This is a genomic window from Bacteroides sp. 519 (assembly GCF_010500955.1).
GTDB lineage: Bacteria > Bacteroidota > Bacteroidia > Bacteroidales > Bacteroidaceae > Bacteroides.
In genome coordinates this window covers 23,901-40,820 of the sequence record NZ_QVMJ01000020.1, presented here as the reverse complement: position 1 = coordinate 40,820, position 16,920 = coordinate 23,901, and the positions used below count along the sequence as shown (strand labels likewise).

Here is a 16,920-nt window from a genome sequence, read left to right as displayed (position 1 = left end):
GCATAATCTATTTCTTTTTACCTTTCTCTAATTATATTCAGTTGGTATTTTTTTTTGCATCTTGATAAGATTGTTAATATCCGTCAATGTCCGTCTCCTTTGGTGAGACAGACGAATAACGACTGATAAAAAAAACAATGTTAGACAAGAAGACTTTATATGTAGTTTACTTGCTTCACAAAGCAAGTACTATCTGCTTTGAAACCCCTCGTGGTAAGAATGGCCAAATGTCCCTTTCATTAGACGAATCCCGTCTTTTGAGTTATCTGTATGGTCCAGGGCGTATCACTCGCAGTCTTGATACTCACACTCTGGTAAGTCTCTTGAACGAAGTTGGCAAAGTTGTTGACCCCTTATTGAGTAGCGTCGATCGCCGTGCCGAATTTCCGCGTACCCTACGCCAGTTCAACCGGAATTTTAAAGTTTGGCTTTCCGGCATCGAAGCTTCTCATGAAAATCGTAAATCGTAAATCGTTAAATCGTAAATTATCATGCGTACCCGAATTATACTAATATTCATCCTTGTTTTCACACTGGTACCGAGGGTTATCCGTTCGCAGGAAACCACTCACCGTCTTTACGATCCCATTCCACGTTTAGCCGTGAAGAGCAACTTGCTTTACGACATAACTTTGGGGTTAAATCTAGGCATTGAGGCTAAGCTTAGTAAACGTTTCACCCTCGATGTACCGGTAATCTACAATCCTATCACTTTTGGTGATAATACCAAATGGAAGAATCTTACTGTTCAACCCGAAGTTCGTTATTGGCTTTGCGAAAGCTTTGTGGGTCATTTCTTTGGCCTTCATGGACACTATTCCGATTTTAATGTAGGCGATATTGGTTTTATTTCGGGTTTGAAAGATCATCGATACCGTGGTTGGTTGGCCGGCGGTGGCGTATCTTGGGGCTATCACTGGTTGTTATCACCCCGTTGGTCTCTTGAAGCCACCGTTGGTTTCGGCTACGCCTATATAGACTATAGCAAATTCGAAGCACCTAAGTGTGGTTTAAAACTCGAAGAGGGTACCCAACACTATGTGGGTCCAACTAAAATAGGTATTAATCTGATATACATAATTAAGTAATAAAACTGACCAAAACAGTAACTAAAATAGCATTGTGTTAAACAAGTGTTATTGTAGTGGTTATTTTATACAACTATTGGATTGCATTTGTAGTATATGGAGTAAAAAACAGATAAAGTTTATAAAGAAATGAAGATAATACGTAAAGATAAGAATTATAAGGTAGAAGGTAATTTTAGATACTCCATGAGTTTTATAGCTTTTATGGTCTTCTTTATAATTTCTTTGCCCCTTTCTGCTCAAGATTACAAAGGAGCCGTTGCTGTTGATATTGTTGATTTTGCCGAACGTAACGACAGCCTTTTTATCAGCTTTGATATCAAAGTTGAATCTAACGCTGTTCCCAATTGTTCAGGCATGTACTTTACACCTGAACTTCGTAATGGTAAGCATACAGTTGATTTACCTTACGTTCAATTAAATGGCAAAACACGTGCCAAAATCAACAGCCGTTGGTTTATGGTAGCCAGCGACGAGTGGCTATCTCGCTATGATGCTCCTGAGATAATAGTGAATGCAAACAAGTTTACCGACGAGTTTATGCGTTATCAGGTTTACTTGCCTTATGAAAATTGGATGGATAATGCACGCCTCTATCTTCGTCAGGAATTAGTTGGCTGTCGTGGACAAGTAAATATGTACACTTATAAATTGAGCGACCGTGTTAAACTTGCTCCCCGTGCTCCTTACGAAGTACAATCGTTGGTTGCTTTAGTAGCACCACAGGCAGAGGTTAAAACCCGTAACCGCCAAGGTAGTGCTTTTCTTGACTTTCAGGTTGGCCGTTCGGCCATTCTTCCCGATTTCCGTCGTAATCCTGTTGAGTTAGGTAAGATCAATGATGCTTTCCTTGAAGTAATGGGGGATCAGGATGCGCAGATAACCGGACTGTTTATTGAAGGTTATGCTTCGCCCGAAGGTAAATATGCCAGCAACGAAAAATTAGCTCGCGACCGTGCTGTGGCTTTAAAGGAATATATCAAAAATCACTATCTGTTAGCCGAAAATCTGTTTACCGTACGCTCGGTAGGTGAAGATTGGGTAGGCTTAAAAACAAAAATAGAAGAAAGCACAATAGCCCAGAAAGATCAGATTCTAGCTATTATTGACAGTAGTGCCGAACCCGATGCCAAGGAAGCCCGCCTGAAAGGTCTTTCGAGTTATAGCTCCTTGTTACGCGATGTTTTCCCTGAACTTCGTCGTGTAGAATATCAGATCGATTACTCTGTACGTAGTTATAGTACAACCGAAGCCCGTCAGCTAATGAGTACTAACCCCGAGAATCTGTCGCACTTGGAACTCTATAGTGTAGCTTTGGAATATGGCAAAGAAAGTCCTGAATATAAAAAGATTATCATAGAAACCATTCCAAAATACTTCGACAGTGATCCTGTTGCTCTAAACAACGCTGCTGCCCTGTTAATAGAGAATGGCGAAGAAAACACCGCTCTTCGGTTATTAGAAAAAGCTCCTGCTTTACCCGAAGTCTGGAATAACCTGGGTATAGTGTATATGATTCGTGGTGAACTGGATAAAGCCGAAGACTTGTTGAACCAAGCCTCTATTGGTGGCGTAGCCGAAGCTGCGCACAATCTGACAGAACTAGCTAAGAAGAAAGAAGACGAATTAAAACGAAGATGATAATAATGTGCCAATGTGCTAATATGCCAATGTGCCAATTGGCTGCGCATAATTAATAAATTTGTTAATTCTATCAGCACATTTTTAGATTAGCATATTTTCACATTGGCATATTGGCACATTATCCACATTGGCATATTAGATTTATGAGAGAGAGAACCCTATACCTATACCTGTTTTGCTTGTTATTTATGTTTGTTTCCTGCAACACCAATAACACCCGTAAACGCCACCTTACGGAACGCTTGTTTCTTGAACGTAGCCGTATTACTGTTACTCACCCTGGCGATAGACCTGGTGGTCAAAGTAATGGTAGTGCTATGGTGCTAAATGAACAGGTAAATTACACTCACCAGCCACAATCAACAAACATTGAAGATAATAACCCAGACGAAGCCCGTTTGGACACCAATAAAGTATACACTCTGTCTCAGGTCACCGTCACTTCCCGTGCACGTTTTGCCCCTGTACGGGAAGGACAGGTGAACATTGACTTTATTGTTCATGTTCCTGAAGCTTACCTTTCGGATGATTTTCAGGTGACGCTTACTCCGGAGTTAATTCATGATTCAGTTGTAAAATTAGAAGATGTAGTATTACGTGGTAAGAACTTTATAGAATTACAAAAGCAGGATTACGAGCGTTACCAAAACTATTTAGGCGGCATCATTGACCCCTCTGCCTACGACTCTGCTTTTGTAGACCATCGTGGTGTAAACCGTGAGTTGGGTCGGCGACGTAAAACCAATCTGGACCAATACTACAACAAGTGGGTGTTGATGCAAGAATATCGTGACTGGCGTAATACAGAACAAGCTAAATACGATGCTTACAACATTAAACATGGCGAGGAACTTCGTCAGAAACTCATTGCACACGATATTAAATACCGTCATGCTTTAAAACGTCAGTTAGCCATGCGCAGTGATACTTCCAAACTAAGCAGTAAATACCGTGCCGACCGCAAGAAACTAATTGAGTCCTCGCCGGTTAAAAGGCAGATAACTTTGGATGCCGTTCCGGCTCAATACCGTGAGTTTTATATTAAAGGTATTGGTCCCGAAGATCTTCAACCTTTGTTGCCCCGCGACCGCGACTCTATTGCTTTGGCACACGAGCATCTTTTGCACGAAAAGATAGCTGCTAACGAAGCAAAAGGTTCTCGCCAACAGGAAGTATTCAAGTATATGGTACCTGCTCCTTACCGTCCGGATGCTCATTACAGCGCTACCATTATACCAGGTAAAACATACAGTTATCGGTACACCCGTACCTACCCTGTAACTGCCGGTTTAAAGAACCTGAAACTAACCATTGGAGGAAATATCACGGCTACCGACCGTAGCTATTACAAAATTCAAGGTGTAGATACATTGAGCTATGTAATATCCTCGATGGACGAACTGGCCGATGGAAGCTTACTGGGTAACCCCAAATTCACAGCCGACCAGCGTACAGAATACATGCACGCCTTAAAATTATTACGGAACCGTGAGTATCAACGTGCCTTGAATGTATTGAGTGACTATAACGATTACAACACAGCCGTAGCCTTAACGTGTTTGGGATATGATGGTAGAGCTTACAATATGCTTGCTACACTTCCACAAACGGCCAACACACATTATCTGGCTGCTATTCTGTGTAGCAGGTTAAAAGAAATGCAGGCCGCTGTTGATCACCTGATGGAAGCTTGTAGGCTCGATCCGGGCAAGATAAACCGTGCACAGCGCGATCCGGAGATTAGTAAAATGATACGTGATTACAAATTACAGGAACATTTAGACGCCCTCCTGTAGAGACGCAATGCATTGCGTCTACATAAAACGATGTTATAAACGAAAACAATAACAATCGGGGAAACCCATAATTATTTATTAACCAATAAACAAAAAAGATGAAAATGAAAATGAATTTTAAGTATGCAATGATGGCTTTTGCTACTATCTCTATGATGGGATTAGCAAGCTGTTCAGATGATCCTAATGTGGATACAGTAGTTCCGGATGAAGAAGGACTACCCACACTAATGAAAATCACTTTGGTAGACTCTTCAGATAGAAGTGCTACTCGTGCTTACAGTGATTATCCTGCCATGGACGAGGAAAAACATATCAACAACGCAATTGTGTATATGTTTAACTCTACTCGTTCGTTTGTGAAAGCTATTGACTTGGAGTTAGGAAAAGTTACTGTAGTTGAGAACAACACACCAGTACAAAAAGATGTGTGGACAGCTACTTTCGAAGCTTCTTCTGGTTTGCACTATTTTATCGCAACTGCCAATGCACCAGCTTTGGAGGTGAAAAAAGGAACTGGATTAGACAATCTGGCTATGCGTATTGATGACATCAAAACTCAATTTGGCGCTTTGACTAATCTGGGTGTTAAGGACAATACAGGAGCTTTTACAATAAATCCTAACTTCTTTATGACTACTACAGTAAATGTAGAGAATGTGATTAGTTCCGAAAACTACAAACAGATGAATTATGTGCCTGCCACATTGGTTGCTTCAACTAAAGAAGAAATAGAGAATGCGATTGTTCCTTCAAAGAATCTGATTCAAATTCCTATTGGTCGTGCAATGTCTAAAGTAAATCTTTCAATACCTAATTCGGTGAAAGTAGGTACACCATATACAAAAGTTACTCAAGAAGTAAAAAGTGATAAATATGGTGTGATTGGTGAAGTAGATATTTTGAATTCAAAATACTATGTTGCCAATAATCCAACTAAAATGTATCACTTCCCTTACTTTGGTACAACTCAAATGTTCCAAACACCACTTTTTGATCAGTTCCCAATTGGAACAACTGCTGTAGGTTATTGGCCTAAATTGCATTTAGAAGCAGAAGCTGGTAAAACTGTACACGATGCATTTGATGCAGAAGCAACTAAAACTCCTGCATTTGAAGCCACTACTGATAAAGCTGATATCAGTGCTACTGCATTCTATGCTGTTGAGAACTCAAATCTTGAAAACACATGGAGTAATACTACTATTTTGCAATTGAAAACCGTATTTACTCCTGCTGATATTCAAGTTGAAGTTGAACCAGGTGTAAAACATCATATAATTGTTTCTGGAGTTACTGCAGAATGGAAAAGTACTACTGATGGAAAAGGTGTTACAACTTGGGCTACTAATGTAACAGCAGCTACTCATGGAGCGTTGACTGATAATAATTTTTATCGTGTTTGGGATCCTAATTTAAAAGCATTCTGGCCATACTTCTTTGCTGATAAAGCATCTGCTCAAGCTTTAGCTGCAAAAATCGGAGACCCTGCAACAGGTACTACCTATCCGGAAGCAGATCTTCTTGTTGAATATAATAAAGGTATCTGTTACTACATGATTCCTATCCGCGACAAGAGCAGAGGTGTTCCCGAATGTCATGATGCAACTCGTAACCACTTCTATGATATTCAGATTGGTGCATTTACTGATTGTGGATATAATAAGCCTGGTGGTGGTGATGGTCCTGGTGACGAAACTGATCCAACAGATCCATTGTATCCAAACGATTACTTTGTGAAAGTATACATCCAAGTTATGGACTGGACACATGTAAAAACTACTGAAGATACCGGTATCGGTTACAAGTAAGTAGTTGAAGGGAGGTAAAGCAGTTGAGGAGGTAGAGAGATCCTACCTTTCTCTACCTCCTTAATCTCTTTACCTTTTTTACTAATCTTACACTGGCTGGTTTACATTACTCAATCGTAAATCGTCTAATCGTAAATAATTCAGGTATGCAAACCTTACGAAAAATAAAACATTTAGTACTCCTTTTTTCGCTCTTCCTTTTTACAGGATGTCTTGGCGAAGGAGACCTCGATTGTGATGCAATCGCTGCCGAAGGGCTTACCATTCAGTTTCTTTATAACATCAACCCCGAATTTACCAATAAAATATCAGAGGTTGTAGAATACATAGACCTATATATTTACAAAGAAACCGGCGAGTTGTACCGCGAAGTGCGTCTCACCAAAGAACAACTGGAAGCAACCAACTACAAATATTCAGCCAGCCTTCCCAATGGCACCTATAAACTGGCTACCTGGATGAATAATGGTGACTGCTACTATCGGGAAGATACAGAGAATTTCTCTGACGCAGGCGTGCGTATAAAATGCAATGGTAATCAGGAGATATCCGAAAATACCGCCCCTCTTTATTATGGTTATATAGACCGTCAATATGCCTACGAGTATGAAGAAGAAGACGCCATTGTTGAAATAGGTAAAAATCCGGTACGGTTAAATATTAATTTTGCTAGAAACACCAACCACATTCGTGTAGACGCTCAGTTCGACCGAATACCTCATATAGACGATAAAATAAATATAAAACTGGAAGGTAAAAACGGAATATGTAACTTTTACAACCGTATACCTCCGTATACAGGTAGCATTCGTAACGACGAAGAGATGGACGAAGAAATGAACAGTCATTTGCCTACCTATATATACTATCCTTACGAAACATCAGAAGCCTTTAACGATCTGGGCTATTATTATAACTATACATCACGGCTTACCACACAACGCTTGTGGGAGAACGATGGTATGAACATACAGATTGCTTATCACGAAAACGGATTAAGCGAAAAAGTATTGATAAATGATAAACTAACAGACCTTATCATGCAGAACCCTTTGTTTAGCAACAGTTTTCATCTGGAAAGATATGCAAATTACCATATTATCTTTCAATTTGATAAAGAAGGAGATGCATGGGTTATTGCCGACATAATTGTTAACGACTGGCATTTAATTAAGCAAGACGAAAACCCTGGCATAGGGTACGAATAAATCGCTTAAAAACTCTATTGTGAAATGAAACAACTTAAAAATTACATATTACTCCGTAGCCTGATTCTACCCTTGACGTCTTTGTTCATGGTGGTAGCAATGGTGAGTTGCGACAACAAAGATCCGGATAATACTGAACCTAACCCTGATTATAACATTGAGGTAGAAATAACAACCCGTGCCTACGAGTCGAATGTAATTGGCGAGCTAACCTTTACAAATCTTTGGCTACTGGTATACAACCACGATGGATTTACCTCCGAACTGGAATATTGTGCCAATTTGATGGAGGATGGAAGAACTACCGATCTGGGCGACGTAACACGTGTTACCCGAATGCTAACCAATGACATTAAACCGGGTACAAAATCATTCTATGCTATTGGCAATGTGATGGATCTAGGACTTTCGAGTACCGAAGCCGACCGCGATTGGATACAGCATTTAATACAAGCTAACAAAGATTTAGCTGCGAAAAAAACATCTACACTTACAGAAGCAAAGCTAACAACATTCCGTTGGACAACAATACCCAGACTTGTAACCAATCCCGATGGCACTTATCGGAGGATTAACAAGTATGACGATAAAGACCACAATCCCAACGGTAAGTATTTTCAGGTTACAAATATGCCTATGAGTGGGTATGCAAAAGATGTGGTTATCAAAGAGCGTATATACAACCGTGTTTATATTCCGGTTCTTCGGGCAGTAGGTAAATTGGAGTTCGAATTGTTACCTAATTGGCAAGATGAATGGGAAGGAAACCCAGCACCAACCAGTATTACATTATCCGGATTAGAGATACAGATACAAAATCAGGCCACAGAAAGTATGTTGTTTGAAATGGTAGAATCTAACAATACTGTTAAAGACCCCGTTGATGCTTATAGTATTGGAATAAACAACACAATGCAACCCGCTATTGTGGCCAATCCTTATCACAACGATGATACCGATTACCTAACGTTGATTAAAACACCTGTGGCACCAGCTACAAAACAAAAAACAATTGAAACCGTACCAATGTATTTCTTCGAGAACCATCCGAAAATTACATTTGATACAGAAGGAAGAATAACCGGTTGGGCCGATGGGAGACCAACCGATCCGCCTTACATTACTACCCGGTATCCTCATTTTGTAGTAAGCAGCGAAACGGTGATTCCTGGAGAAAGCAATGTTCCTTATCAAGATAGCCCAATACCGATATATGGTAAACACGAATTTGAACCAGGCAGGTTTAAAATATTGCCTGAGGATGACGAAGCTACCAAGAATAAGAAAACGTATGAAAATGTATGGGGTATAATGCGTAACCATTATTACCAAATTACATTGAATGTGGAATTGAAAGAACAGAAGAATGGATTGTTCCTGATACTTAGTGTTAGAGACTGGACAGAAGTTCCGGAGCTGCCAACTAATCCGGTTGAATCTCCTAATTAATACAAACAATAATATAAAAACCAACTAATATGAAACAGTTTATTTATTCATTTATATTTGTAGTATTTGCCGTTTTTTTGAATGCTTGCCAAAACGACGAACCGGTTAATGTTCCGGATGCACCAAGCTTGTATTTGTCTATATCAGCAAAAGATGACAATGTTAGCACCCGGGCAGGTCAAACTCTCCCGGCAAGTGTGTATGTTCTTTACTTTAAAGCAGCACCCGACGGCGACTATTATTTAATGGATGTAGAACAAACAGGAGGAAATGTTTCCGGTAAAGGATATCGTTTAGTACGTCCATTTGAGAAATGGAGAAAAGGGAATAGTAATTATAGCGATATGAAATTAGCTGTATTTACCGGAGTTACATTACCAACTGATATTACTACTAGTAAGTTTGCTTCTTTTGATGGTAAAACGCATGAAACTATTGCCAACATTGATCAAGAAACACCAAATACTGCAGGCCAACTTGAAATGACTGCTGCATTGAAGCTTATAAAAACAGGAACAACAGGTGTTCATACAGGTGATATTCCCAAATATGTTTTAGCAGAAGGTAGCAGTGGAGCTGGATTAAGTGTTGATGTAGGCCCTTACAACGCAGGTGATGTGTTTATATCTTCCTCCTCTACTACTTATTACCTGTTACGATCGGTGGCTAAAGTTACTGTAAATAATACCAATAAAAGTGGAACCGGTCTTACGGGTAACTACAAAGGTTTTACCATGACAAATATTACATTTAAAGGAGCAAAAGCAGGAGGATATGTTTATCATCCTACTGGAAATCTTACAACCGACGGAACACGTGTGTTTCAACCTTTTATAACCGACCTTACTGATAACAGTGCAGGTACAATTACATTTGATGACGATGCCAATAATGATAATGGACAAATAGGTAGCGCTTACTTGTACGAAGCTGCAAACACTTGTTATTTAGAAATAAAAGGATATAGAAGCGACGAAAGTTCCAGTAATATAAGAACATACAAAATCCAATTCCCATACTTAGGTGATAATACAGTTGAAAGTGCTGCTGTTGAAAGTGCAAATAAAAGTACTTTCACTTACCCCGGTCCTGTTTTACGCAACCACCAATATACCTTTAAGATTCAAGGAGTTACTGATAACGGCTTATATATAGTATTAGCAGTGCGCAATTGGACTACTGTTACTGAAATTGATGCTGACCCTACAGAGATAACAACACCCTAAACTTTTACTCCTAAACTTTATCCCCAAAATGATGAAACATACTTATATATACATACTTTTACTGGCTTTAGTATTTGCCTGTCAGGATGATGTACATACCCTGGACAATGACAAGGGGTTATACATAACCCGTTCCTATCCAGAGGGTGTAAACAATATGTGCATCATTTACTTTGGTCGGAATAAAGATGATGCTGATATTGATGATAATTATTTATACATAGCCAAGGAATCCATTAACTCAACTGACGGTACAAAGTTCCGGTTAAACAAAACAGGAACTTTACCTATTGGTAGTAATGCTATTGATGAGAATGATGATGATGATGATGGTAAAGACAGAAAAGTGGTGGTTCTGGCCAATATTGAAAATACTAATCTGAATGATTTAACCCTATCCGGAATTTCATTGTCAAGTTTTCGCAAATCAGTACTCATGAAAAGTACTGCTGAAAGTGTATTGTCCGAATCGGATGCAAATATACCAATGTATGTTTGCAGTGAGGCTGTTAATATTCCAAATGAATTTCCCTATCGAAAGAATTATTATATAAATCCGGAAAACAATGAAGAGTCCAAAACATATCAGCTGCTCCGTATGATGGCCAAATTCAGTATATTGAATTATAAAGTTAAAAGCAATGCTGTATCTAATTATGAAATAGATGGGGTAAGTTTGATAAATGGATATAAGAATGGATTGGTATGTCATACCGCAACCATTTCCGATACAAGGGTTACCACTCCTTCAATACCCGATTCTGCACCAGGCAAAGACAATCAGGCTGTAACTACTGTTCCTGAGTGGGATGCTGATGGTGATGCAACAGAGATAGGTGATTCGGATACCCCAGATATAGAAAAAGACAAAGCTGCTCAGGTGATTACGTTTTATACGTTCGAAAAAGATAATCCGGATGGTGATGATGAAGAGTGTTATATCCGTTTGGATGGTAAGATCGACGGAACTACTGCTAAAGCTTTTAAACTACCGATTTATGCTATTAACAATGAACAGAAATTTGACAAAACAACAACAGGTCCTATATTACGTAACCATCATTACCAGTATGTTATTACCGGAATAAATAGTAAAAAACTGCTTTTCGAAGCCACTGTTGAGCCTTGGGGAGATGCTCCACAGGGTATCATTTTCGACGGGCAATATAACCTGACTGTAGACCGTAAAAGTATAATTTGGGATCTAGACCCAGGAACAATAACTGTTAAAGCAACTACAGATAATCCCAATGGCATACAGATTAAAGACATTACCCAAACAGGTAATTGGCTCACTGTTACTGCTGATGGTACTGATGCCAATACCGAACGGAATATAACTATTTCCGTTGAAACCAATATCACAGGAGAAGGCCGTGATGGTAGCTTCTACATTGTATCGGGTAACATGCATTATCTGTTCAAGGTAAAACAATTAAGTGATTTGTGGTTGTTATTCAAATCGTATGGTTACCCTATGGATGGTGCTCAGGATGATTGTATAAAAGTGTGTGCTACTGATGCTTTGGGCGAGTATATACCTGATAAACCGGAATGGACTGTAGAACTAGACGAAAGCACCAACATGCTCACGGGCGACCGGATGATAACTGCTTTACATACTATCGAAGGGGGAGGAGATTTAACAAGCAATGAAATCAGTACCGAATACTACCGTTATACAAATGAGGTGCGTCCCGCAAAAGAAGTTTCATTCGAGAAGGTAAAATTCAGTGTATTTGATGATTGGGATAATATTATAAACTCCCGTCCGGGAAAGACTCATAAGTTTGTAACTTTGATTATTTCTCCAAAAAAGTACAAAGAATTTGCCCACTTGGCAAAACGCATAGAGGTACTAATAACTTCGGTTGACAAGGAAAACCGCGAAGCAAATTCATATATGATGGATTTAGCGCATAGTAATGGACTATCAGATTTTGTTCGGGCTAAGATGTTTACGGTTAGCAGAGCCAATAATAGCCGGCTTAAAATGTCGAGAGCTGCCTCATTAGCAAGTATTACTCCTTCTTCACGGATTGGTGCTACTTTTGAAGCTGATGAATTGTGGACAGATTCTAAGTATGGTAAAGAATTGCGTGGTGCAGTAAGTTATGTAAAAGCAATAACCGGCATACCAAATGGAACCGATAATGCTGGTTATATTCTTGTAGTTCCAGGTGCCAATGCTAATGGCTTTAATAACAACATGGGTGGGAATACTGGAGTAGCAGCAAAAGTTAATAACGTAATACGATGGAGCTGGCAAATTTGGATAGTTGATGGTATGGGAGAAAATTCGGTTGCTAATATTTATAAAGGCTACGGTGGCTACAGTAACTACATGGATAGGAATATAGGAGCAATAGTTAATAGACAGGATACAAAATTATCTCACCACTCATATTACAAGGGGTATGTTTATCAATTTGGCCGTAAGGATCCACTGGGAGCTCCTGTCGCTGGCTATACTAGCATGTATCATACCTTCAATAATGAAGGGAAGACAATTGATTATCTCCCAGTGAATATGCTTAGGGATGGGACAATAACCATAATGCAGAGTATTGAAGAACCGAATTTAAAAACACTTGGCCTAACAGACTATTTTAACGGTTCTTCTCTTCATCCTGGACTCTGGACTAAAGAGTTCTTTGAAGAGCCTGATGTACATGGGGAAAAATATCTTTGGGCCGACCAAAGTGTTGTTTTGGCAAACCAAGAAAGTAATATTACTGCCCAAACTGCACATAATGGTAAAAGTATTTTCGATCCATGTCCATTTGGCTGGCGAATCCCTGTAAAGGCAGAACTTCCTCAAATTAGGTCGCTTCCCAAAGAGTTTGTTTTTACAACAATAAATTCTTCAATGTATTACGTCGAATTAAAAAAGGACGGTTTTTATGCAGAAACTCATCTTACAGATTATTTAAATTTTATAAACGCAGGATTTGTTAGTGCCGCTTTAAATATCCGTTGTATAAAATCAACTGAAAATTAATAAACTGTTTAGAAAAACGGAAAAATATGATTCGAAAAATAAGGTATTATATTGTTTTTTTTCTATCTATTATATTGATAGGATGTATGGATGAGCCCATTCAAACAATGACACCCGCTTCTTTGCCAATTCATTTCCTATTAGATGTTCCAGGCCATCAGATCCCTGTTGTCCGTGCAGCAGAAACAGATGGTGCTATTGCTAAACTGGAATTATTGGCTTTTAATAATGAAAAGTTTATTGATCGTATCTCGGGTATCGTTCCGGGTGCTTTAGATGAAAATAATCAGGTAACTTTCAGTACATCGCTTCCAGATGGAACCACCTCTGTAATAGGTGTTGCAAATTTTGATTTGAATACTATTGCAGGAGACAAGAATGCCAATTTTAAGGAAAAAAGCTGTACTGAGATACTTGCGCTTACCACTTTAATTTACAGTAATGATACAAAAATGGTGTGGGATGGCGATTTCAAGATTCCAATGCTTGGTGTTACTAATGAAATAGATATGACCAATCTTACTGCAAACTTAACCCTTTATCGTATGCTTGCTCGGATTGATGTAGAAGTAACTGCTGCTAATTTTGACATAGAAAAAGTTTATTTGTTTAATAACAACACCCAAGGATATGTTGCGCCGGCTCTTAATGGTTCGGAACTTGCTGTTGACAACACGCATATACCTACAGGCACAACATTTACTGCGCCAACATTCAATTTGGATGGCTCTTTTACTGAAGATTATGAAGATTATGAGTATGATCCAGCATCTTCTATATACGTTTTCGAATCGACCAAAGCAGCCGATACAAACGGAAATACAAATGAAGATAACCCAAGTAGTCGTACAACAGATGCTACTTGTATAGTTGTAAAAGGTAAATACAATAACAATACATATTATTACCGAATAGACTTTACAAAAAAAGAAGAAGATATAGAAGGCCCTAATGTGAATTATCTGGATTTAATTCGTAACCATATTTATAATGTGGATATTACTGAAGTAAGTGGCCCCGGTTATGATACTCCCAGAGATGCATTTAATTCATATACGGTTAAATCTAATATGAAGTATCGACTACTTTATTATAATCTGGGCAAAGTAGGTAATATAGTTTACGATGGTCAGTATTATTTAGGAGTGAATGATTTGGATGTAGATTATATGGGGGGTAATGTTTCAACCAAAGTTATTACTAATTATAATAGTTGGAGCTTGGATGGAGATGATAATCTTAAATATATTGATGGTGATGGATGGATTACCAAGGTTGATAAATCTGGAGATGAACTGACTGTAACTGTTGCTGCTGATGCTACACTTGCTACTGCTCGTACAGCCGAGGTATGCATCAAAGCAGGGCGTTTGCGGCACGCAATTAAGATAACTCAAAACCCCATTCGGTTTGTAGCAGAAAAATTATATATAGATGCCACTGCTGGCACACTTATGTTACCGGTAACAGCTGGTTCAACTTGGACACTGGAACCTTTTTCCAGTTCTTGGCTTACAGTTTCAACTCTGGAACAAACCGGATTACTTATCACTGCAGCCATAAATTATGGAGATAACCGTACTGAAACAATAACTTTAAAACAGGGATCATTAACAAACACAGTAGAAGTTATACAAAAAAAATGGGATGGCAAGGCCCGTGGCGAAGCCAATTCGTATGTGGTAGATACCACCAACCCTGTTCCCTTTATGATTCCGGTTTCACAAGTGCAGAATGCCATGGGTGATGCCCCACTTCTTTCTTCAGATTGGTTTGATCCCGCTTCTTCCGATTTAAGGGTTAAAGTATATTGGAGTGATGTGAATCATTTCAACAGTGTTAATGCAGTTATTCGTGGAGTGAACTATCTGCCAGATGCCACCAAGCCCTATATTCAGGTTGTTCCAGGGGCAAGTCAGGGTAATGCTTTGATTGTATTGTACAATTCGGCCGACAGTGATAAGATAATATGGAGCTGGCATATCTGGAATTCGGATTATTATCCTTATGATGCATCGGGTAATCCGGTTGGAGTAGGGCAAGGTAGTAACAATTATTTTATGGATCGTAACCTGGGGGCAATGGCTTCGCATCCTCTAAATGCAGATTATGCATCTACTGTGGGGCTTTATTATCAATGGGGTCGAAAAGACCCAGTGAGGCCATCGTGGGCTGCAGCTACTACATTTCAGCCAATATATAAAGACGATGGTTCCGAATGGATTTTTGATTCAGAACCTTATTACAATAAGACTTATGATTTTAACGATGCAGATGTTGGTGGTGGTGCATTAGCAATGATTGATAGACAACGATTGCTACGTGCCATTATGACTCAAAATCCACTTACTACTTATGATGGAGTTATATTTACTGCAACAAATCAAAATAGGAATGGTGCTCCGGAAGCAAATTCATGGAAAACAACAGCAGGTAAAAAAGGTGTTTACGACCCTTGTCCGGAAGGATGGAGAGTACCCATTAATGCTGCCAGTTGGACAACTGCCTATAGCAATAACGCAGCTGATTGGAGATTGTATACATATTCTAGCTTGACTGGTATGAACATTCTTTATTCCTATTACTATCCTTTTCCGAGTAGGGTTGTCGCAGGGAAATTAAACGCAGGTGTTGGTGGGGGTGCTAATGAGCCCGCCAATAGTTATTATTGTACATCTTCACAAAGTTCGGTTAATAATGGAACTGTTTTTCAAGTTTTAAAGAGAACTGTTACAGGTACCCCCAAAGAGGATGCTCATAATATCCGCTGTATGAAAGAATAACAAAAGTGTCATCAAGTTTTTAAGCTTGAGAAAAAAGTATCACGCTTGTGGTACAAAAGTATCACAACTAAGATATTTTTGTATCACAAGCGTGGTACTTTTGTATCATAGGCTTGATACAAAATTCTTGAATATAGTTATTTTAAGTTGTTCTATCGCCTTTTCAGAACTTTCCAACTCCTCCAACAATTTCACAAATAAACTACCTATAATTGCGCCACACGAATACTCGCATGCTGTATCAAATGTATTTTTATTGCTAATACCAAAACCAACCATACGTGGATTCTTTAATTCCATCTTTTGGATTCGTTGAAAGTAGCTTTGCTTTTGTTTTTCAAAATCTTTCTGAGTTCCGGTAGTTGCAGCCGACGATACCATATATATAAATCCATCTGTATGAGTATCTATCTCTACAATACGCTCTTCACTAGTTTCGGGTGTAATAAGCATAATTATTTTCAGGTTGTACTTTTCGGCAATGTCTTTATAATACATCTGATAGTCCCGGAAAGGTAAGTCGGGAATTATCATGCCGTCAATACCACATTCATTACAGCTTTTACAAAAGTCTTCAAATCCAAACTGCATTATCGGGTTCAGGTATCCCATAAATAACAAAGGAATATGTACCGTTTTACGGATATCTTTTAGCTGTTCAAACAAAAGCTTTACCGACATTCCGTTTTGTAGTGCTTTGGTTGCTGCATTTTGTATTACAACGCCATCGGCCATAGGATCACTGAATGGTATACCTATTTCAATCATATCTACCCCATTGTTCTGCAATGTCTGAATTGTATTTACTGTATCGTTTAGTGACGGATGACCTGCACAAAAATAAATTGATAAGATATTGTTCTTCTTATCATTGAAAAGTTGATTAATTCTGTTCATATTTGAGTTTTTAAGTT

The 16,920-nt window shown here is 38.8% G+C and carries 11 protein-coding genes; 10 read left to right on the top strand and 1 reads right to left on the bottom strand.

The window, feature by feature from the left end; genetic code table 11:
* Positions 1-137 precede the first annotated feature (137 nt).
* The 10 genes from D0T85_RS15665 (at position 138) to D0T85_RS15620 (ending at position 16,006) form a co-directional block, all read left to right on the top strand.
* The gene (locus D0T85_RS15665) at positions 138-470 is read left to right on the top strand and encodes a hypothetical protein (RefSeq protein ID WP_163214470.1); all 333 of its coding nucleotides are present in this window, start codon (positions 138-140) and stop codon (positions 468-470) included.
* Between the two features lie 21 nt (positions 471-491).
* Complete coding sequence (locus tag D0T85_RS15660) at positions 492-1,088, top strand: DUF3575 domain-containing protein (protein WP_163214469.1); 597 nt, start codon at positions 492-494, stop codon at positions 1,086-1,088.
* Positions 1,089-1,217: 129 nt separating this feature from the next.
* Positions 1,218-2,729, top strand: a complete 1,512-nt coding sequence (locus D0T85_RS15655; protein WP_163214468.1) for a DUF3868 domain-containing protein — start codon at positions 1,218-1,220, stop codon at positions 2,727-2,729.
* A gap of 146 nt (positions 2,730-2,875) precedes the next feature.
* On the top strand, positions 2,876-4,528 hold the full coding sequence (locus tag D0T85_RS15650) for a hypothetical protein (protein ID WP_163214467.1): 1,653 nt from the start codon (positions 2,876-2,878) through the stop codon (positions 4,526-4,528).
* 104 nt (positions 4,529-4,632) lie between these two features.
* Positions 4,633-6,339, top strand: coding sequence for an Mfa1 family fimbria major subunit (locus D0T85_RS15645; RefSeq protein ID WP_163214466.1), 1,707 nt, complete (start codon positions 4,633-4,635; stop codon positions 6,337-6,339).
* A 146-nt stretch (positions 6,340-6,485) separates the two neighbouring features.
* On the top strand, positions 6,486-7,547 hold the full coding sequence (locus tag D0T85_RS15640) for a FimB/Mfa2 family fimbrial subunit (RefSeq protein WP_163214465.1): 1,062 nt from the start codon (positions 6,486-6,488) through the stop codon (positions 7,545-7,547).
* Positions 7,548-7,571: 24 nt separating this feature from the next.
* Entirely contained in the window at positions 7,572-8,996 is a 1,425-nt protein-coding gene (locus D0T85_RS15635) for a hypothetical protein (protein ID WP_163214464.1), read from the top strand.
* A gap of 29 nt (positions 8,997-9,025) precedes the next feature.
* Positions 9,026-10,222, top strand: a complete 1,197-nt coding sequence (locus D0T85_RS15630; protein ID WP_163214463.1) for a hypothetical protein — start codon at positions 9,026-9,028, stop codon at positions 10,220-10,222.
* A gap of 28 nt (positions 10,223-10,250) precedes the next feature.
* A complete protein-coding gene (locus tag D0T85_RS15625) occupies positions 10,251-13,223 on the top strand; it encodes a hypothetical protein (RefSeq protein WP_163214462.1) in 2,973 nt (990 codons plus the stop codon).
* Between the two features lie 26 nt (positions 13,224-13,249).
* Positions 13,250-16,006: a BACON domain-containing protein gene (locus D0T85_RS15620; protein WP_163214461.1), complete on the top strand. Its 2,757-nt coding sequence runs from the start codon at positions 13,250-13,252 to the stop codon at positions 16,004-16,006.
* Between the two features lie 105 nt (positions 16,007-16,111).
* Here the strand turns inward: D0T85_RS15620 and trpA are convergent, their stop codons facing one another.
* Positions 16,112-16,903, bottom strand: coding sequence for a tryptophan synthase subunit alpha (gene trpA, locus D0T85_RS15615; RefSeq protein ID WP_163214460.1), 792 nt, complete (start codon positions 16,901-16,903; stop codon positions 16,112-16,114).
* Between the last annotated feature and the right edge of the window lie 17 nt (positions 16,904-16,920).

What these genes read in the sequence shown, in the direction of transcription:
- D0T85_RS15665 (WP_163214470.1), top strand. Translation starts at nt 138, where the DNA reads ATGTTAGACAAGAAGACTTTATATGTAGTTTACTTGCTTCACAAAGCA.
- D0T85_RS15660 (WP_163214469.1), top strand. Translation starts at nt 492, where the DNA reads ATGCGTACCCGAATTATACTAATATTCATCCTTGTTTTCACACTGGTA.
- D0T85_RS15655 (WP_163214468.1), top strand. Translation starts at nt 1,218, where the DNA reads ATGAAGATAATACGTAAAGATAAGAATTATAAGGTAGAAGGTAATTTT.
- D0T85_RS15650 (WP_163214467.1), top strand. Translation starts at nt 2,876, where the DNA reads ATGAGAGAGAGAACCCTATACCTATACCTGTTTTGCTTGTTATTTATG.
- D0T85_RS15645 (WP_163214466.1), top strand. Translation starts at nt 4,633, where the DNA reads ATGAAAATGAATTTTAAGTATGCAATGATGGCTTTTGCTACTATCTCT.
- D0T85_RS15640 (WP_163214465.1), top strand. Translation starts at nt 6,486, where the DNA reads ATGCAAACCTTACGAAAAATAAAACATTTAGTACTCCTTTTTTCGCTC.
- D0T85_RS15635 (WP_163214464.1), top strand. Translation starts at nt 7,572, where the DNA reads ATGAAACAACTTAAAAATTACATATTACTCCGTAGCCTGATTCTACCC.
- D0T85_RS15630 (WP_163214463.1), top strand. Translation starts at nt 9,026, where the DNA reads ATGAAACAGTTTATTTATTCATTTATATTTGTAGTATTTGCCGTTTTT.
- D0T85_RS15625 (WP_163214462.1), top strand. Translation starts at nt 10,251, where the DNA reads ATGATGAAACATACTTATATATACATACTTTTACTGGCTTTAGTATTT.
- D0T85_RS15620 (WP_163214461.1), top strand. Translation starts at nt 13,250, where the DNA reads ATGATTCGAAAAATAAGGTATTATATTGTTTTTTTTCTATCTATTATA.
- trpA (WP_163214460.1), bottom strand. Translation starts at nt 16,903, where the DNA reads ATGAACAGAATTAATCAACTTTTCAATGATAAGAAGAACAATATCTTA.